The following is an 18,735-nucleotide window of genomic DNA, read 5'->3' as shown; positions in this document are numbered from 1 at the left end:
CATGGAAATTCGCGGTACTTGGATCACTACAACAGTTAGCAAAGTCTTAGACTCTAGAAAAAATATTGCCGAGGCGATGAACTTTCTCGCCGAAACAGGATTTAATGTCGTATTTCCTGTTGTCTGGAATAACGGAGTCACTAGTTATCCCAGTCGAGTTATGCAGGAAAATTTTGGTATTGAAATAAATCCGCGATTCCAAGGTAGAGATCCTTTAGCCGAATTAGTTGAGGAAGCAAAACGGGTTAATCTCGCAGTTATTCCTTGGTTTGAATATGGCTTTGCTAGTTCTTATCAAAAAAATGGTGGTACAATTATTGCCAAAAAACCACAATGGGCAGCCCGTGACTCTGCTGGGAATTTACTTGTTAAAAATGGTTTTGAATGGCTAAATGCTTTTGATAGCGAAGTGCAAAACTTTTTATTAAGTTTATTCTTAGAAGTTATTAAAAAATATGAAGTTGCAGGTATTCAAGGGGATGATCGCTTTCCTGCTTTTCCTAGTGAAGGTGGTTATGAGCAAAAAACTGTTGAACGCTATCAGCAAGAGTTTAATCAACTACCGCCAGTAAATTCTAAAGATCCACAATGGTTACAGTGGCGGGCTGATATTCTTTCAAATTTTTTAACCCGCGTCTACCGCGAAATAATTACTATCAATCCTGAATCAATTGTTTCATTGTCTCCCAGTGTTTATCCTTGGAGTTATGAAAACTACCTGCAAGATTCTAAAAATTGGGTCGATCTGGGATTAGTCGATTTAATTCATCCGCAGTTGTATTACCGAGAATTTGAACTTTACAAAAAAGATATAGATAAGCTCATAGCTAATCAATTTAGCAAAGAACAATTGTCAAAATTAATTCCTGGTGTTCTTTTGCAACAAAGTACATATCGGATTACTCCAGAACATTTAGTCCAGGCAATAAACTATAACCGTTCTGTTGGTATACAAGGAGAAGTTTTATTTTTCTATGAAGCTTTGCGAGAAAATGATAGTGCTTTAGCAAAATTACTCAAATCAGGGGTTTACTCTACACCTCCTGGAAAATTTGATCAGAAAGAAATTAAGAAATCTGGCTTTACCGATCGACGAACGAGTGGTAATTTTATTTACATAAATACATCACAGGAAATTAGCCTCAAAGTACAATTTGATTGGGTTGAACCATTTTCTGAAGGAATGGCAGCCGTGAAGATGGGTTACAAATGGAGCTACATTGATAAAACAGGTAAGCTGATTACCCGCTTTCGGTTTGATGCTGCCGAACCTTTTTCACAAGGACTAGCCCTGGTAAAAATTAATAACAAATATAGCTATATTGATAAAGCTGCCAAATTGATAACTGCTTTACAATTTGATGATGCTGTCTCTTTCTCTTCAGGTATGGCAGCTATAAAAATAGCTGATAAATGGGGATATATTGCTCAAACCAGTAAAAAAATTATAATTCCTACTCAATTCGACGATGCTAAATCTTTTGCTGAAGACTTAGCTGCTGTCAAGATAGCTAATAAGTGGGGATATATTGATAAAACAGGTAAAATTATAATTCAATTTAGCTTAGATGAGGCAACAAGCTTTTCTGAAGGATTGGCATTAGTAAAACAAGCAAATAAATTTGGCTACATAGGTAAAGATGGGAATTTTATTATAGAGCCACAATTTGACGAAGCTGATACTTTCTCCCAAGGGTTAGCTCCTGCTAAAACAGGAAGTAAATGGGGATATATTAATCAGTTTGGTGAGTTTTTAATTCCGCCAGATTTCGATTTTGCTAAACCTTTTTCTGAAGGCAGAGCATTAGTTAATATTGGTGGAGAATTCAAACAAGATAAGGAACAAGGGAAAGTATCTTTTATGGGAGGTAAATGGGGATACATTTGCAAACCCTAAGAAGATATTTGTAAAGTGTAATTCCTTACTCGTCTGAGTGACTGGAAGTCGTTGCTACACGAGAATTTATCCACGTAAGTGAGTTAAAACCTTAATTTTTAAACTTCCAGCCTTCAATTAAAACAATCGTGTTGTCAGCTACAGTTATATTCCAGGAAAATGGGCAACAATATTGATCAATAACTAGAAATGCAGCCCTACCTGTAAAAGATGCTGCCGTTTCATGAAACCCAGAATTATTGTTTGCGGCTTAGGACGTACCGGATATAAAACCTTTCGTTTGCTGAGACATCAGGGGGCCTTCGTTGTTGGCATTCATCACCAATCTATCCCTGGCGAAACGGCAGGAGATGTGATTGTTGGCGATTTACAAGCAGCTTCTACCCTAACAGCAGCAGGAATTCAAGAGGCACACACTTTAGTCATCTCTGGATCTAAAGATGCTCTGAATTTGTCTATTATGATGCAAGCGCGGGTGCTAAATCCCCAGATTCGGATTATCAACCGTTTTTATAATACAAATTTGGGCGAACGCCTAGATCAAAGTTTGCCAGACCATTTGAGTATGAGTGTTGTGGGATTAGCAGCACCCGTATTCACCTTTGCAGCGATGGGAAACCGAGCGATCGGACAAATCAAATTATTTCAGCAAACTTGGCCAATTCACGAAGAATATATCGATGAAAACCACTTCTGGAGAGGTTTAAAGCTGAGTGAATTGTGGGAAGACCGATCGCGGATGCTGATTTATTACTTGCCAGTAGAAGGTGAGATGGATTTGGTGTCAGGTGTCATATCTGGACAAGAGATCCAAGTAGGCGATCGCTTAATCATTGGTACACAACCCCGCATCCGTTCTCCCCGGCGATCGTTGATTAAAAAACTGCTGAAAGCCTTGACTAATTTTAAGCAGTTTCAGCAACACGGGCGATCGGTATTGGTGGGTGCTGTTGTGTTACTTGCAGTTATTGCGATCGCTACACTCACCTATATGTCGGCTGAGTTGAGTTTATCTCCTGTCGATGCTCTCTATTTTTCTGTAGGCATGATTACCGGAGCGGGTGGTAATGACAAAGTAGTAGAAAATGCTCCTAACAGTATTAAGTTATTTACTGTTGTAATGATGCTGGTTGGAGCAGTGGTGATTGGTATTTGGTATGCAATGCTCACCGATTTTGTCTTAGGAAGCCGCTTTAAGCAATTTTGGGATGCAGCCAGAATACCCCAACGATATCACTACATTGTCTGTGGCTTGAGTGGTATTGGGGTGAGAATTGTCCAGCAACTCCACGCGAGTGGGCATGAAGTTGTAGTAGTTGAACCCGACTCCAATAACAAATATATCAACACTGCCCGCGAACTAGGTATCCCCGTGATTCAGGGTGATGCCAGTTTTCGTACAATACTTAAATCCAGCAATATAGACTCTGCTGCCGCCGTACTTGCTGTTACTAGCAATGATGCCACCAATCTGGAAATTGCCCTCAAAGCCAAAGGCTTGACACCCAGTATTCCGGTGATTGTTCATTATGCCGATCCTGATTTTGCTGGCATAGCTCAACAGCTATTTGGCTTCGAGGCCGTACTGAGTCCGGCGGAATTAGCAGCCCCAGCTTTTGCTGCTGCTGCACTAGGAGGACGCATTCTTGGCAATGGCATCACAGCCGATAGTCTTTGGGTAGCTTTTGCAACTGTGATTACACCTTTACACGCCTTTTGTGGTCAATGGGTGAAAGATGTAGCCATGTCTGCTGACTGTGTACCTTTGTACGTAGAAACGAATCACCAAACCCTTCATGGCTGGGATTTATTAGAGACAAACCTCAGTGCTGGCGACGTTTTATATATGACTATGCCAGCGACACGGCTATATCAATTGTGGCGGGATGAGCGAGTTTGCGAAACACACGCTTAAATAATTCGTAATAGAGCCTCCGGCACGCTACGCGAACGTAATTCGTAATTAATATACTGCCCCCCTGCTCCCATTTATTTGTTAACTACTCGTTGTTGATATTCTTGCTCAGTAATCATATCGAGAGTGTTTTCTAGGCGATCGACAAATACGATACCGTCGAGATGATCGGACTCGTGTTGAAAAATCCGAGCAATAAAATCGGTTAATTCTTGCTTTTGTAAATTGCCTTGAGAGTCAGTGTATTCCACTTCAATAGATTTATAGCGAGGAACTAACCCTCTAATTCCGGGAACGCTTAAACAACCTTCCCAATCTTTGACAACTTCAGTTGAATGAGCAATGATTTTGGGATTAATCATAGCAGTAGGTTCCATTTCCGGCGCGTTGGGATACCTGGCATTAGGACGGGAAGCCACAATAAATAAACGATAAGATTGTGCTACTTGAGGCGCAGCAATTCCTACGCCGTTAGCCTTGGCAACAGTAGCGATTAAGTCTTCAATTAATTTTTGGATATGCTCATCTTGAATATTCTCAACCCAAACAGCTTTTTGGCGCAATTTTGGATTGCCTAATTGAATGATTGGTGCTAATTCAGTCATGATAAAACTATTTTGGGGAATGGGGAATGGGGAATGGGGCATTGGTATTCACTAATGACAAATTACCAATGACCAATGACCAATGACCAATGACAAACTTTATCCTTCTCGTCTTGCGGGTAAAGCAGCAGGTTGGACTGCTATTTGGACAATTTGCCCATTGCGTTCTACTTGCATTGGTAACTTAGTACCGATTTTGCTATTTTCTACTAGCTTTTGTACTTCTTCAATTTTAGTAACAGGCTGGCTGTTAATGCTTTTAATCACATCACCGACTCGTAATCCAGCTACAGATGCAGGCGATCGCGGCACAATCTCAACCAGCAAAACACCCTCTTCTGCTGTAAGCTTTAAGCGATCGCCTGCACTATCTCTGATTTTTTCTTTAATTTCTGGTGTCAGTGTCACCATCTGAACACCCAAATAAGGATGATCGACTTTGCCTGTAGCAATTAATTCCTGGGCAATTTTTTGTGCAGTGTTAATGGGGATAGCAAATCCCAAGCCTTGAGCGCCTCGGATAATAGCTGTGTTCATCGCTATTACCTGTCCACGAGCATTAAGCAATGGCCCACCAGAATTACCAGGGTTAATCGCAGCATCGGTTTGGATGTAATCAACCCGCTTGTCACTAGCACCGATATCTCTACCAGAACGACCTGTAGCACTAATAATCCCAGAAGTGACGGTATTATTCAAGCCTAAAGGGTTGCCAATAGCGATTACTGCTTCTCCTGGTTGTAAAGCATCAGAGTTACCTACAGATAAGGTTGGCAGATTATTAGCATCAATTTTGATCACAGCAACATCCGTTACTGGATCTTCACCTAGTACTTTACCGTCAAAAGTCCGCCCATCTTTGAGTATGACAGTCACTCTATCAGCACCATCTACTACATGGGAATTGGTCAAAATTTGACCTGAAGAATTAATAATAAATCCAGAGCCACTACCGCGCTCTACCCGTTGTCTAGGTTGTGGTGCTGCGTCTCCAAAAAACCGCCGGAAAAATGGATCGTTAAATTCGTCTGGTACGCGAGAAGTGATTGTTCGAGAAGAATCAATGCGAACTACCGCAGGCCCCACATTTTGTACTACTTTTACGACAAAATTAGGATCTCCAGACGACGAGAAAATCGGCGGGGGGACAATTCCCTGATTGGGTTCTATTCTTTCTTGGGGTTGAGTGTCACTTTGTCGAGTCTCAAAGGTCTTAGCTGGTACAAGAGAGCAGCTTCCCAAGAACACCATTGCTACCCCATATAACAGCATCCACCACCTTTGGTGTAAACCCCTGGTATCAGTTTTTTTGGGTGCTAAGTCATGGTTTGTTGTCTTCATGTATCGTTGCTTCTCCGTGTCAATAAGAGTGCTGAGTTAAAAGTGCCGAGTGCTGAGTTAAAAAAACCGCTCATAATAAGGGACGAGGCATATACTGAGTACTAAGGCTCTGATAAATTTTTGCTTTACTCAGCACTCAGTACTCAGCACTCGATTTGGTCAGTGAGTGTTAGGATCTTGCCTACTGGGTATGTCCCAAAATGATTACAACTTAAAAGCTTATTCTAGGTCTAGCGTGTCTGGATGCTAAATTGATGCTTTATCTTCTATTGTGACGATTAGCAGCAAAGGTGGTGGATAATGGAAATTCCCATAGAAAGTCTGTGGAGTCAGGTACTAGAGCGCCTACAGGTTGAACTATCCCGACCGACCTTTGAAACTTGGATAAAAACTGCTAGTGCAGAGCGATTAGAAAATAATTGCTTAGTAATCCGCACTCCTAATCCTTTTGCTCGTAATTGGTTACAAAAGTATTACATCAATACCATTGCTCATGCAGTACAAGATATTCTCGGTCATCCCGTAGGAATTTACATTACTGTTGCTCAAGGTGATGAAGTTTCTCATTTTAGTGAACGGGAGGTTTCTTGGGAATCAACAAATCCTAGCAGTATTCCTGAAGCTGTTTCTCATCACAATCATAAAACTACTGAATTAAATTCTAAATATGTCTTTTCACGATTTGTAGTTGGTGCCAACAATCGGATGGCTCACGCTGCTTCTTTGGCAGTTGCAGAATCTCCAGGTAAAGAGTTTAATCCTTTATTTTTATGTGGTGGTGTAGGTTTAGGTAAAACTCATCTGATGCAAGCTATTGGTCATTATCGCTGGAAAATTTGTCCTGATTGTAAAATATTTTATGTTTCTACTGAACAGTTTACTAATGATTTAATTACAGCGATTCGTAAAGATAGTATGCAAAGTTTTCGAGAACATTATCGAGCTGCTGATGTTTTATTAGTTGATGATATTCAGTTTCTTGAAGGCAAAGAATACACTCAAGAAGAATTTTTTTATACTTTTAATACTTTACATGAAGCTGGCAAACAAGTTGTAATTGCTTCCGATCGTCCTCCTAACCAGATTCCTAGCTTACAAGAACGTCTTTGTTCTCGGTTTTCTATGGGGTTAATCGCAGATATCCAAAAGCCGGATTTAGAAACTAGGATGGCAATTTTGCAAAAAAAAGCCGAGGATGAAAATATTTGTCTTCCCCGCGATGTGATTGAGTATATTGCTTCTAACTATACTTCTAATATTCGAGAATTAGAAGGAGCTTTAATTCGGGCGGTGGCTTATATTTCTATTTGGGGCTTACCGATGACGGTGGAAAATATCACACCTGTTTTAGAACCGCCTAACGAAAAAATGGCAGCTACCCCAGAAGCAATTTTAAAGGTCGTAGCGGATAATTTTGATGTTTCAATAGACGATCTCAAAGGTAACTCACGACGAAGAGAGATTAGTTGGGCGCGTCAAATAGGAATGTATCTCATGCGTCAACATACATCGCTGAGTTTGCCGAGAATTGGCGAGGAGTTTGGTGGCAAAGACCATACAACGGTAATCTATAGTTGCGATAAAATTACCCAACTCCACCAGAGCGATCGCACTTTAGCACAAACCCTCCGCCAACTGAGCGATCGCATCAACATGACTAGCCGTTCTCAAAAATCATAGGGAAAATATGCTGATGGGGCGCTTGTCGCCTCGTCAGCGCTGCGCGAACAGTCCTGAGAAGGAAGCGACACGAGCGATTTTAAGACACTCGGATGATTGATCCCAAAAAAAGCTGCAAAACACGCCCCTCTCTGATTCGGAGAAGGACAGACTGGAACGAAAGTTCAAGTCCAGGTAAGAAAAGGTTTCTCGAACTCACGTTAAATTAATTTGCATTAGGTTGTAGATTGCAGAGTTTGCTGTAGTTTGAGTAAGCGATCGCTCGCTGCTTGTAATGTCTCAGGTGTTTTGCTAAAGCAGAATCTGATCAATGAATGGCCTTTTTCTGGTTGGCTGAAAAAGCTGGAACCAGGAACTACGGCGACACCAATATTTTTAATTAGATGGTAAGTGAATTCAATATCTGTTTTGTAGCCAAATTTAGAAATATCTGCAAGAACATAATAGGCTCCTTGGGGAAGGAAGTAAGGAATACCAACTCCATTGAGTATCTGTAAGATGGAGTCTCGCTTCTGGTGATAAAGTTTGCCTAGTTCTTCATAATAGGATGGTGGTAGTTGCATCGCGGCAACTCCGGCTCGTTGCAATGGTGCGGGAGCGCCAACGGTGAGAAAATCATGGACTTTACGAATGGCTCCCGTTAATTCGGGGTTTGCCAAAATGTAGCCAACTCGCCATCCGGTGACACTATAAGTTTTGGATAAACCGTTGATGGTAACAGTGCGTTCTTCCATACCGGGAAGGGTCGCTAGGGCAATATGTTGAGTGCCATCATAGAGAATATGTTCGTAGATTTCATCTGTGAAGGCTAACACATCCCATTTTTGACAAAGTTCAGCAATTAAGGTGAGTTCTTCACGGGTGAAGACTTTGCCGGTGGGGTTATGCGGTGTGTTGATAATAATAGCTTTGGTATTAGCATTAAAAGCTTGACGCAACTGTGCTTCATCAAATGTCCAATGGGGAGGATGCAGTGTTACGTATCGGGGTGTGGCACCAGCTAAAATCGCATCGGGGCCGTAGTTTTCGTAATAAGGCTCAAATACAATTACTTCATCACCAGGATCGACTGTCGCCAGCATTACAGATGCCATTGCTTCTGTGGAACCACAGGTGACGGTGATTTGGGTTTCAGGGTCGATATCTAAGCCGAGATACCAACGAACTTTGCTAGCGATCGCCTGACGAAATGCGCGATCGCCCCAAGTAATGGCATACTGGTTGACATCTGCCTCTATTGCATCATTTGCTGCCTGTTTCAACTCCAAGGGACATGGAAAATCAGGGAACCCCTGAGCCAGATTCACTGCACTATATTGCAGTGCCACCCGTGTCATTTCCCGAATTACCGACTCTCTAAACTGGTCTGCCTTCGCTGATATTTTTTTACGCCCAATCTCACTCACTCCCATACCTCCGTTGATCTCTATTGCGGTTATGTAGGAACTAAATCCCACAAATTCCATAATACCGATAGCTTTATCGTAGTATACTCAAATTCAAGATTCAGAGGGAATGCAACCTTATAATCTATATACTTAATTATTGATATTAATAGTCAATTACTGAAGTACTGATCCAGAATCATCATGAAATCTTTGCACCGTCCCGATCTTTATAGCTGGTCTAATTTCAATCCGGCAAGAAATATTGATTTCAATGGGATTGCCTGGATTCGCCCAGATGGAAACATCTTGATTGACCCAGTAGCCCTATCAAACCATGATTGGAATCATTTGAAATCCCTCGGTGGTGTAGTCTGGATTGTGCTGACGAATTCCGAGCATATCAGGGCAAGTAAAGATATTGCCGATCAAACTTATGCTAAGATAGCTGGCCCATTGGCAGAAAAAGACACTTTTCCCATACCTTGCGATCGCTGGCTGTCTGATGGTGAAGAGTTTGTACCTGGGTTAAAAGTAATTGAACTCCAAGGCTCGAAAACTCCCGGTGAATTAGCTCTGTTACTGGAGGAGACAACTTTGATTACAGGGGATTTAGTCAGGGCACGTAAAGCAGGTAGCTTAACTATATTGCCAGATGACAAGCTACTGAATCGAGAGGAAGCTATTGCTTCGGTTCGCAGGTTGGCTCAACTGAGTCGAGTTGAAGCAGTGCTGGTGGGGGATGGTTGGCCCGTCTTCCGCGATGGACGCGATCGCTTACAGGAACTTGTAGCCACGCTGTAAATGATTGAGAGTCAAAATAAGGGGAGAGGGGAAGACTGTTTTACTCTCGAAAAGGAGTACATTTCCTAAAGTTAGGCTTTTCCCTTTCCCTCTATTTTCAATTATTAGGAGCAAAGCGCGAGTCTCCTGTCGAAAGGCTGCGCGATCGCGTGCAGAATATTTACAGTGTTGCCGCCTAAAATTATGGATAATTCCCCAGTGGTCGCTCAAGCAGATACATCCTTAGCAAATTACACTCAGGAAAATATACATCTAGTGGAGTCAGCAGTTATAAAAGAAAAGATCGGAACTGATTTTGACTCTCGCATGATGCTGCGGTGTTTGGAACTTGCTCGCCGCGCTTTAGGACGGACTTCCCCAAATCCTTTAGTGGGAGCGGTGATTGTCAAGGATGGCGAGATTGTCGGCGAAGGGTTTCATCCTCGTGCAGGTGAGCCTCATGCAGAAGTGTTTGCTTTGCAAGCAGCAGGCGATCGCGCTCGTGGTGCAACAATCTATGTATCACTTGAACCTTGCAATCACTACGGACGTACTCCCCCGTGTTCCGAAGGATTAATCCAAGCTGGAGTGGCAAAAGTCGTAGTGGGTATGGTTGATCCCAATCCACTGGTAGCTGGAGGCGGTATTGCCCGTTTACGCGCGGCGGGGATCGAAGTCTTGGTAGGAGTAGAAGAATCAGCTTGTCATCAGCTCAATGAAGCTTTTGTGCATCGCATTCTCTACAAACGACCTTTGGGAATTTTAAAATATGCCATGACTTTAGATGGCAAAATTGCTACCACCTCTGGTCATAGCGCCTGGGTGACAAGCCAAGAAGCCCGCAATGAAGTACATCAACTACGGGCAGCTTGCGATGCAATAATTGTCGGCGGCAATACAGTCCGACAAGATAATCCTTATTTAACTAGCCATCATGCGGAGGCACATAATCCCCTACGGGTGGTGATGAGTCGCCATCTCAACTTACCGGAAAGTGCCCACCTGTGGCGAACTACGGATGCTCCAACTTTGGTGTTGACAGAGAAGGGTGCTAACCCTGATTTTCAAGAACTGCTGCTCAAACAGGGGGTGGAAATCGTGGAATTAACATCCCTTACACCAGATAACGCAATGGCGTACTTATATGAACGGGGTTTTTGTAGCGTCTTGTGGGAATGTGGCGGTACTTTAGCTGCTAGTGCGATCGCTCAAGGAGCTGTGCAAAAAGTTTTGGCATTTATCGCCCCAAAAATTATTGGTGGTAGCATTGCTCCCACACCAGTGGGCGATTTAGGTTTTACTACCATGACTGAGGCGTTGTCTCTAGAACGTGTTCGTTGGCGTGTAGTAGGCTCTGACTGCTTAGTGGAAGGTTATTTTCCCAAAAAAGCCAATAGTCAATAGTATTAACACTTGACTATCAATCAATTAATCGTGATTTTGCTATCATGAACACTGGCGTTCATGGGCAATATCACGGATAAGCGCTAGCCGAGATTGAATGTAGTGGCAGAGATAATCAGTTTCGTTAGGATCTAACAAAACTTGTGTTTCGGTTTGTTTCACTAACCACTGCACCAAGCTAGCATCATCCAGTTGTAAGAGGAGCTTGGCTTGGGCGGTTTCAACCACTGACCAAAGCTGACGCATGATTGTAGGAGTCATCAGACCTCGATTGAATAATGAGCTATTAGCTGTCTTTAGATTACACAATTCCGATCGCAATTTACGACATGAATGTAGAAGCTGAGACAAGTATTATTAAAAACTTAATAATGGTATTTATAACTTTATGAAGATTAAGAATTTGAAACTAAGCTTGGAATGGGGAATGGGGAATGGGGAATTGGGTAAATAGGTTTTTATGGGTTTAGTTGCAAAACCTAGAAGACAAAGACACTAATTCTAAAAACTGGGTTTTTGTGTTTGCTAAGACCGAAATTATGTTGATTTTAGTCCAGGAAAGACAGCTTTTCAAATACTATATTGAATCCTGAATCTGTCTTCTAAGATACAAAAATTTAATTTTTGAGAACAACATTTTCTAGAAAGTTAACATTTTTTAGCTGTCGATGGACTCACAAAATCATGTAAATTTTCATCCCAAATGCTAATGTAAATAAAATTACATTCTTGGCGGATAATCTGGCCCTTGACTGAGCCATTCTTAAAACTAAAATTATCAGACTGACCCTGTTGTACCTGTTTTAGTCCTTGCTTAATTTCTTCAGTGGCTTGCCCGTCTAACAAGCCATTCAAGGTAGCTTCCATCACCTGCGGGTCTACCGATTGGGCAAAAGATACCTCAGTTTGGCGCAGCGCTTTAGAATTACGATCAAATAAGTAGCCAAGGTCAATTTTGTTGGGCACTAGTTTATAAACGACAGCACGGGTATTACCCCATGCGCCTCTTAAATCTTGATTTGGTTTACCGAGGCTAGCTTCTACAATGTTTCTTGCTGTACCTGTAGGAAATGCGGGAACGCTTTGTTTGCTGGTAGTAGCAGCTAATTTACTGCGCGGCTTCTTCTGTGGTTTGGAACGCACTTCTGGTGTGGGAACTGCGTTGTCATTGACCGCCCCAGGTATCGTCTCATTTGGTTCTGGCTGTGGTGTAGAAGACACTTCTGGCGCTGGAGTATCTGAAGTTACAGGCTCTTTTTCTGGCTGTGGCGTGGATACAACTGGGGGATTAAAGGTTGGCAAAGGATCGGGAATTACTCGCTTTCGTGGTGGTGAGACTGGTACAACTGGGACTGGAGAAGTTTGGGAAGAAAGGGGCGATTCGGTAGATGCGGGAGTAGGCAAAGATTCTAGCGATGGGGTGCGACTTGTAACAATGGTTGTTTCTGGTTGTTGCTGACGAATGATGTTAGGAATCACTATTGCACCAATCAAGCCGCCTACCAGCAAACTACCAATAATTACAGCAGGTTTTTGCCAGTTTCCAGGAGTGGAAGTCCCTGGAATAACAGTTGGTTTTTGTGGGGAATATAATGGCTGGGTTTGTCGAGTCGATGTCGCAGGGGGATAAAAATTAACTGTCGGAGTATTTGCAGCTAACTCAGGAGGGATATTACTAGCAGACTGCAAAGCGTGTAACATTTTACTAGCAGTGCTGTAGCGATCGCCAGCATGAGGCTTAATTGCCTGATTGAGTACTGCCGCCAATTGAGAAGAGACGTTAGGGGCGTGTTCCTGCCAAAGTATTTCCCCAGTTTTGAGATCGGTTTGCAATTCTTGCGGGTGTTTGCCAGTCAGCAGATAAATCGCCGTTAAACCTAAGCTGTAGATATCAGTGGCGTAAACTGGGCGGCCAACGGCTTGTTCGCTAGGCATATATCCAGGCGTACCAATAACGAGCGATCGCGTGGGGTATCCTGAAGAATTGACTACAGAACGGATTGTTTCTTTGACTGCACCAAAATCAATCAAAACCGGCTTGTTATCAACAGAACGGAGAATAATGTTCTCAGGTTTAATATCCCGGTGAATAATGCCTTTACTGTGGACATAATTTAAGACTGAAAGCAGACTCAAGAGAATTTGTCGAACAGCAGCTTCACTCTCAAATCCTTTGGCTTCGACAATTTTCGTCAGAGTTTGGCCGTGAATCCATTCTTGGACAAGGTAAAATTGCCCGTTCTCAGAAAAGTAGGCGTAGAGTTTAGGAATTTGGTTACTACTTTCACCCAAATATTCCAAGGTTGCGGCTTCTCGTTCAAACCGTTGTTGGATCAGTTGGTAATTTTGCGGATCATTATTAGTTATCGGTTTGAGTTGCTTAATCACACAACGACGGCGAGAAGGCATGTGAGCATCCTCTGCCAGAAAGGTTTCGCCAAAACCACCAGCACCGATTACCTGGATAACTTGATAGCGATTGTTTAGCAGGGTTATTGTCATGAAAAATTACAAGCATAGACATCGGAGACACTCCGCCTCTGGGCTTGTCGTCAGACATCGCCCTTTCCAAATGTACATCACATCAAAGCCAGGGCGAAGCTCATTCGCGTCTACACAGATAAAATCCACCTCCGTGCAATACGGTTCGGATAAGCAAGGGAGGCAGGGGAGGGAACTAGATTTCTTTTTCCCCCCTTGCAAAAGGGGGGATTAAGGGGGGTAATTTGACTTGTGTGTACACCGTAGCCTTTCCAAGGGGGGATAAATGAGTGCCTAAAATCACAGTCAACTACTTTTCAAACAACCTCTTAGGTAAACTCTATAGTCTCAACAAACTCTAAAATACTTTCCTTAATATCTTCAGCTTCTTCTTCAAGGGACTCAGGAGTTTCACCGTCCAGAAAGCTATGCTGACTACTAACTATATACAAAAATTCACCACTGATAAAGGTGAGCAAACCCCGGTACGCATCTAATCTGATCGCAGTTCCATTATTTTCTTGCTTAGAAATTGTCGAACCTTTGGGCATATCAATTAACACATAGTAAGCGCCTCGCAAAGTATCTTCCAGATATTCGGTGTACTCCACAGAAGCATCTGGGACATTGGCAAAAATTGCCTGGGGTACATACTTGTCTACTAAAATTGTTTGTAAATATTCTTCTTGTCCAACAGACTCCAACTCCTCTAACTGTTCTAGAGGGAAAGGATAATAATCGATTCTCAGCAGAGTACCAATGTCATCGGAAAAGCCAACGACTCCTTCCTGACTTTGAATTCTACCGCCCTGCTGCGGATCAACCGGAATCGGTACAGCAAAATTACCTAAAGGAGATTGATATGTCTGTTCGCTAAAATCTTCTATGACTACTGTCTCATCTTCGTCGTCTTCCGCATATTCTTCATTTTCTGCTTCCTTAAAGGCTGCAATTACCTCCTTAATGATTTCCTCTGCTTCTTCATCTTCGAGTTCCAAGGCTGCTTGTAGCTTTTTGAGGTAAGCTTGTTTCGATTTCGGGATGGCGAGTTCATCGTCTAAAAGCACTATCACCCCAGCAGCAAAACCATCCAGCACTAATTCTTCTGAGAGAGATACTTTGGCGACATTAAACAGGGGCCCAATTCCCTCTTCTTCTGCAATGGCAAGGAGTCTATCAACTATTTCGGCGATTTCATCTTCTGAGTATTCCTCGAAAACCTCAAATTCCCAGAGGATACCCGCTAAACTTTCTGCATCTACATCTTCAATCATTGAATCAGCGATCGCAGTGACAGTTGCGATCGCCGCCACCGCTTCCTCTGGACTTAGCGATTCCTCTGATGTCTTTGGTGAGTTAAAAACCTTGTCATACTTGGTCATAATTGCTACCTAAATAATTCCTTGATAGTAAAAACAGATTGAAAGTGACAATGGTCAGTTTACCAATGGAGCGAATCTTCTAGAGAAAAAGTTGGCTAATACGTGGTTTACTCACTATTGCTCAGGTGTAACAAAATCTTGTTGAGAGCTAATCTCCAAAGAGTTGAGATGTTCTAAAATCTGTTGTCGAATATACGCTTAAACACGAGTTAGGCTCAATTTTTACCGCAGGTCAAGTTAATTAAATATTGTAAATTTTTGTTATTAAGCAATTATCGTTAATAAATGCTATATTTCTTTATTTTTATCCTCTAGCAAGATGAATTATATCTATCGATAGAATTATAAACTAGCTAACGATAGATACCTATACCGTAGGCAGGATGTCACAATACCGATGTTTGTAGTGACACACAATACTCAAAGCGTTTGTACTGTTAGTTCTACAAATGTAAATTACATGAAATTTTGAGTTTTTTATGGTACAAACCCCTCCATCTCAGTTTTCCCCAGATCAATATAAAGTTGATTCTGCACAAGAAAAAGTAGACGCTATTATAGAAACGCCACCATCAGAAACTGAGATTGACCTAGAGTTTCTTTACACCAGAGATATTGAATTTCGCCAGGAAACCATTTACTTTCTTGTAGTCGATCGCTTTTATGATGGCGATCCAGATAACAGCGAAGGTGAAAATTCAGAACTCTACGATCCCAATAGACAAGAATGGGGTAAGTACTGGGGTGGTGACTTGCAAGGTGTCATCGATAAATTAGATTATCTCAAAAATATGGGAGTTACCGCCCTTTGGCTAACTCCACTATTCGAGCAAGTAGAAGAGTTATTTATTAGCAATGCGGCGATGCATGGCTATTGGACAAAAGACTTTAAGCGGATTAATCCTCGCTACATTGCTGATGGAGAAAACCCTTCTTTAAACGCTACCCAAGAAGAACAAAATACGACATTTGATCGGTTAATTACAGAACTGCACAAGCGGAATATGAAGCTGGTGCTAGATATTGTCTGCAACCATAGCAGTCCTGATACTAGTGGTAGTAAAGGTGAATTGTATGATGATGGCGTTAAAATTGCTGATTTCAATGATGATGTCAATCATTGGTATCACCACTATGGCGAAGTGCAAAACTGGGAAGACGATTGGCAAGTACAGAATTGTGAACTATCTGGTCTTGCAACCTTCAATGAAAATAATACTGAATATCGGCAGTATATTAAGTCAGCAATTAAACAATGGCTAGACAGAGGTGTGGATGCACTGCGGGTTGATACTGTCAAGCACATGCCGATTTGGTTTTGGCAAGAATTCACTGGCGATATGACCAATCATAAACCAGATGTATTTATTTTTGGTGAATGGATTTATAGTAATCCGAGTGACGATCGCTCAGTGGAATTTACCAATCACTCAGGCATGACACTTCTAGACTTTGGGCTATGTGTGGCAATTCGAGCCGCATTGGGTCAAGGTTCAGAAATGGGATTCCAAACAATTCAATACATTTTTGACCAAGATTATCGCTATAACGGGGCAACAGAGTTAGTTACCTTCATCGATAATCATGATATGTGCCGCTTCCAATCGCTGAATCCCGATCCAGCGATGTTGAAGGTTGCGATCGCCCTAATTATGACATCTCGCGGTATTCCCTGTATATATTACGGCACAGAACAGTATTTACATAACGATACTGATGGCGGTAATGACCCATATAACCGCCCGATGATGGAAAATTGGGATACCGATAGTGAGGTTTATCGTTGCATTCGGTTGCTGTCTGGTTTACGCCGACTGAATCCTGCTATATCAATGGGTAGCCATTGGCAGAAATACTTGACCGCCGATGTTTACTGTTATGTCCGCCGCTATCGTGATTCTCTGTGTTTTGTAGCTTTAAACCGGGGAGGGGAAGTTACTCTCCCAGAAGTAGAAACAGAATTACCCGATGGAGAACATACTTGCGTAGTGACTCGCAATAAGTATGAAGTAAAAGACGGTAAGATTTATGACTTAGTATTAGAAGAACGGGGAGTGATTGTTTTCAGCCACGTTGGAGAACGGATCAAAGCACAGACAATTGTGCGCGTTCAACTCAATGGTGTGAATACTCAACCCGGTGAAATCATTGTGGTGACAGGAGATTGTCCAGAGTTGGGTAACTGGGATATCAGCAAAGCATATCCTTTGGAGTACATCAACTCAAATACTTGGTCTGCTGAGATTCCCTTTGATGAAAGCGCTGGTAAGCTAATTGCTTATAAATATGCTATGTGGCGGGAAGGGCGATCGCCTCTGCGGGAAAATTTGGTCAATCGTCGCTGGGTGATTGCCAAAGAAGGTACTGTTAAATGGCGTGATACCTGGGCATCGGGAAGAGAATCGTAGAAATATCGAATAAGTTATGAAAAGTGAAGGATTCAAATTTTGATTCTTCACTTTTTATTATTTGTGAATTAATTTTATGGATTCGTCTTTGACGTTCTCAGAGAGTCGTCGCTATAAATTTATATATGCAATGCTCTGATTTCTAAATACTTTTTCAATATATTTTAGTTTTCAGTGATCTAGATCACACCATTTTGTGAGTAGGAATAGATAGTATCAAGCACATAAACACCTTATAACTGTCAAAGGCAGGAGCTAAAAAGCTCTACCTCTTACAGGGTAAAAGAATAGATGATACCTGTATAAGTACTAAAATCACCAGTTTTTAATTCTTACCAAGTCATCTAAAAAAATGAAAAAAGGTAAATGGTGATGTTTGAACTCTTGCTAAAAAATCAATTAAGCGCTCCCAAAAAAGTAAAATTTAAAAATGAGATTTTGGCACGAGTTCAAGAACAAAAGTCAGGAACTTCAAATGACGAAATTAAATTTTATAAAACTGAATTACTTCCCTACTTTATAAAATTAAGCCAACAAAATCCTGTTTTCAGCGTTACGGAACAATTACGGCTTTTGGTGGGTGTTTGGACACCAATATGGTCTACCATTTCATTTCATGAAAGTTTACCGAAAAGAATACAAGAACAGTCTTTTCAAATTTTTCAGCATGATGGTTACTGTGCCAGTGTCGCTCGCTATATAATGGGCAAAGAGCCGTATTTATCCCAGAGTTTTAACTCAATATTACCAGCTTATGATTTCATGGTAATCCAAAAATATGGAGTTCAAAATGGTAAATGGTATCTTCAAAATATTGATAGATTTCAGGCTTTTAAAAATAGAGAAATTCCTCTAACTTTAGAATCAGTCTACACATGGTTTACTAATGTACTTAACACTAAAGTCAAACTGAATGCGTCAAAATTGGCTTTACCAAAAGCTCTCGAATTAGAAAATCTAGAGATAGATCATACAAATTATTTAAAAAAACCATCTTTAGCACCTTCTCAAGTGTTTCAGCATTTATATATAGATAATGACTGGCGACTTGTAAAAACTCAAACAGATGCCTCCCATCTACCTAGTTACACAATTTCTGTGAAGAGGTAATAACAGGTTATTGATAAAGTAAAAATAAAATTACCGTAGTGGTATCGTACTCTTATTTTTTCTCAGCGATCTCTGTGCTTCTGCGGTTTAAAAGTATTTTTTCTAACTACAGAGGTGCAGAGGACACAGAGTATAGAGCTTAAAGAGAAATCTATTTACCAAATTTTTACGCACCTTGAAAGGGCTAGTCTTAGAGGTTGTTTGAAAAGTGGTTGGGTGTGATTTTAGGCACTTATTGATCCCCCCTAACCCCCCTTATTAAGCTATCCATTACCCGGATCTTTCTCAACAAAACATAAAAATACTTAAAGAAAGGCGAAAAGGTTGATAGATATAGTTTTGAG

Annotated in this window: 13 protein-coding genes; 7 read left to right on the top strand and 6 right to left on the bottom strand. The window is 41.5% G+C overall.

The annotated features are described in order from the left end of the window. Position 1: 1 nt before the first annotated feature. A complete protein-coding gene (locus V7K69_RS02310) occupies positions 2-1,897 on the top strand; it encodes a WG repeat-containing protein (RefSeq protein WP_335031046.1) in 1,896 nt (631 codons plus the stop codon). 223 nt (positions 1,898-2,120) lie between these two features. Next, on the top strand, positions 2,121-3,812 hold the full coding sequence (locus V7K69_RS02305; RefSeq protein ID WP_335031044.1) for an NAD-binding protein: 1,692 nt from the start codon (positions 2,121-2,123) through the stop codon (positions 3,810-3,812). A 74-nt stretch (positions 3,813-3,886) separates the two neighbouring features. Here the strand turns inward: V7K69_RS02305 and def are convergent, their stop codons facing one another. Both def and V7K69_RS02295 read right to left on the bottom strand, forming a co-directional pair. Beyond that, positions 3,887-4,417, bottom strand: coding sequence for a peptide deformylase (gene def, locus V7K69_RS02300; RefSeq protein ID WP_335031042.1), 531 nt, complete (start codon positions 4,415-4,417; stop codon positions 3,887-3,889). A 99-nt stretch (positions 4,418-4,516) separates the two neighbouring features. After that, positions 4,517-5,758: an HhoA/HhoB/HtrA family serine endopeptidase gene (locus V7K69_RS02295; protein WP_335031041.1), complete on the bottom strand. Its 1,242-nt coding sequence runs from the start codon at positions 5,756-5,758 to the stop codon at positions 4,517-4,519. Between the two features lie 300 nt (positions 5,759-6,058). Between V7K69_RS02295 and dnaA the strand changes: the two genes are divergently transcribed. Next, positions 6,059-7,438 carry a chromosomal replication initiator protein DnaA gene (gene dnaA / locus V7K69_RS02290; RefSeq protein WP_185581117.1) on the top strand — a complete coding sequence of 460 codons (1,380 nt, stop codon included), beginning with the start codon at positions 6,059-6,061 and terminating at the stop codon, positions 7,436-7,438. A 215-nt stretch (positions 7,439-7,653) separates the two neighbouring features. Here the strand turns inward: dnaA and V7K69_RS02285 are convergent, their stop codons facing one another. Beyond that, positions 7,654-8,904, bottom strand: a complete 1,251-nt coding sequence (locus V7K69_RS02285; protein WP_335031038.1) for a pyridoxal phosphate-dependent aminotransferase — start codon at positions 8,902-8,904, stop codon at positions 7,654-7,656. A gap of 123 nt (positions 8,905-9,027) precedes the next feature. Between V7K69_RS02285 and V7K69_RS02280 the strand changes: the two genes are divergently transcribed. Together V7K69_RS02280 and ribD are read left to right on the top strand one after the other, a co-directional pair. Continuing rightward, positions 9,028-9,627: an MBL fold metallo-hydrolase gene (locus V7K69_RS02280; protein ID WP_335031036.1), complete on the top strand. Its 600-nt coding sequence runs from the start codon at positions 9,028-9,030 to the stop codon at positions 9,625-9,627. A 183-nt stretch (positions 9,628-9,810) separates the two neighbouring features. Continuing rightward, a complete protein-coding gene (gene ribD / locus V7K69_RS02275) occupies positions 9,811-11,010 on the top strand; it encodes a bifunctional diaminohydroxyphosphoribosylaminopyrimidine deaminase/5-amino-6-(5-phosphoribosylamino)uracil reductase RibD (protein WP_335031073.1) in 1,200 nt (399 codons plus the stop codon). Positions 11,011-11,052: 42 nt separating this feature from the next. On the opposite strand, the gene V7K69_RS02270 is transcribed toward ribD, so the two are convergent. The 3 genes from V7K69_RS02270 to V7K69_RS02260 all read right to left on the bottom strand — a co-directional run bounded on the left by V7K69_RS02270 (position 11,053) and on the right by V7K69_RS02260 (position 14,873). Then, positions 11,053-11,271 carry a hypothetical protein gene (locus tag V7K69_RS02270; protein WP_114080301.1) on the bottom strand — a complete coding sequence of 73 codons (219 nt, stop codon included), beginning with the start codon at positions 11,269-11,271 and terminating at the stop codon, positions 11,053-11,055. A gap of 387 nt (positions 11,272-11,658) precedes the next feature. Next, positions 11,659-13,512 carry a protein kinase domain-containing protein gene (locus V7K69_RS02265; protein WP_335031034.1) on the bottom strand — a complete coding sequence of 618 codons (1,854 nt, stop codon included), beginning with the start codon at positions 13,510-13,512 and terminating at the stop codon, positions 11,659-11,661. Between the two features lie 308 nt (positions 13,513-13,820). After that, positions 13,821-14,873, bottom strand: coding sequence for a hypothetical protein (locus tag V7K69_RS02260; RefSeq protein WP_335031032.1), 1,053 nt, complete (start codon positions 14,871-14,873; stop codon positions 13,821-13,823). Between the two features lie 479 nt (positions 14,874-15,352). On the opposite strand from V7K69_RS02260, the gene V7K69_RS02255 reads away from it, so the two are divergent. Both V7K69_RS02255 and V7K69_RS02250 read left to right on the top strand, forming a co-directional pair. Next, positions 15,353-17,281: an alpha-amylase family glycosyl hydrolase gene (locus V7K69_RS02255; protein WP_335031030.1), complete on the top strand. Its 1,929-nt coding sequence runs from the start codon at positions 15,353-15,355 to the stop codon at positions 17,279-17,281. Positions 17,282-17,647: 366 nt separating this feature from the next. After that, positions 17,648-18,391, top strand: a complete 744-nt coding sequence (locus V7K69_RS02250; protein ID WP_335031028.1) for a hypothetical protein — start codon at positions 17,648-17,650, stop codon at positions 18,389-18,391. The last annotated feature ends 344 nt before the right edge of the window (positions 18,392-18,735 follow it).

This window comes from Nostoc sp., from assembly GCF_036917775.1.
Classification (GTDB): Bacteria; Cyanobacteriota; Cyanobacteriia; order Cyanobacteriales; family Nostocaceae; genus Nostoc.
This window is presented reverse-complemented; position numbering and strand designations above follow the sequence as displayed.

Bases quoted from the DNA above. Each gene is read 5' to 3' on its own strand.
- V7K69_RS02265 (WP_335031034.1), bottom strand. From the start codon at position 13,512: ATGACAATAACCCTGCTAAACAATCGCTATCAAGTTATCCAGGTAATC.
- def (WP_335031042.1), bottom strand. From the start codon at position 4,417: ATGACTGAATTAGCACCAATCATTCAATTAGGCAATCCAAAATTGCGC.
- V7K69_RS02280 (WP_335031036.1), top strand. From the start codon at position 9,028: ATGAAATCTTTGCACCGTCCCGATCTTTATAGCTGGTCTAATTTCAAT.
- V7K69_RS02250 (WP_335031028.1), top strand. From the start codon at position 17,648: ATGGTGATGTTTGAACTCTTGCTAAAAAATCAATTAAGCGCTCCCAAA.
- V7K69_RS02295 (WP_335031041.1), bottom strand. From the start codon at position 5,758: ATGAAGACAACAAACCATGACTTAGCACCCAAAAAAACTGATACCAGG.
- V7K69_RS02255 (WP_335031030.1), top strand. From the start codon at position 15,353: ATGGTACAAACCCCTCCATCTCAGTTTTCCCCAGATCAATATAAAGTT.
- ribD (WP_335031073.1), top strand. From the start codon at position 9,811: ATGGATAATTCCCCAGTGGTCGCTCAAGCAGATACATCCTTAGCAAAT.
- V7K69_RS02285 (WP_335031038.1), bottom strand. From the start codon at position 8,904: ATGGAATTTGTGGGATTTAGTTCCTACATAACCGCAATAGAGATCAAC.
- dnaA (WP_185581117.1), top strand. From the start codon at position 6,059: ATGGAAATTCCCATAGAAAGTCTGTGGAGTCAGGTACTAGAGCGCCTA.
- V7K69_RS02305 (WP_335031044.1), top strand. From the start codon at position 2,121: ATGAAACCCAGAATTATTGTTTGCGGCTTAGGACGTACCGGATATAAA.
- V7K69_RS02310 (WP_335031046.1), top strand. From the start codon at position 2: ATGGAAATTCGCGGTACTTGGATCACTACAACAGTTAGCAAAGTCTTA.
- V7K69_RS02270 (WP_114080301.1), bottom strand. From the start codon at position 11,271: ATGACTCCTACAATCATGCGTCAGCTTTGGTCAGTGGTTGAAACCGCC.
- V7K69_RS02260 (WP_335031032.1), bottom strand. From the start codon at position 14,873: ATGACCAAGTATGACAAGGTTTTTAACTCACCAAAGACATCAGAGGAA.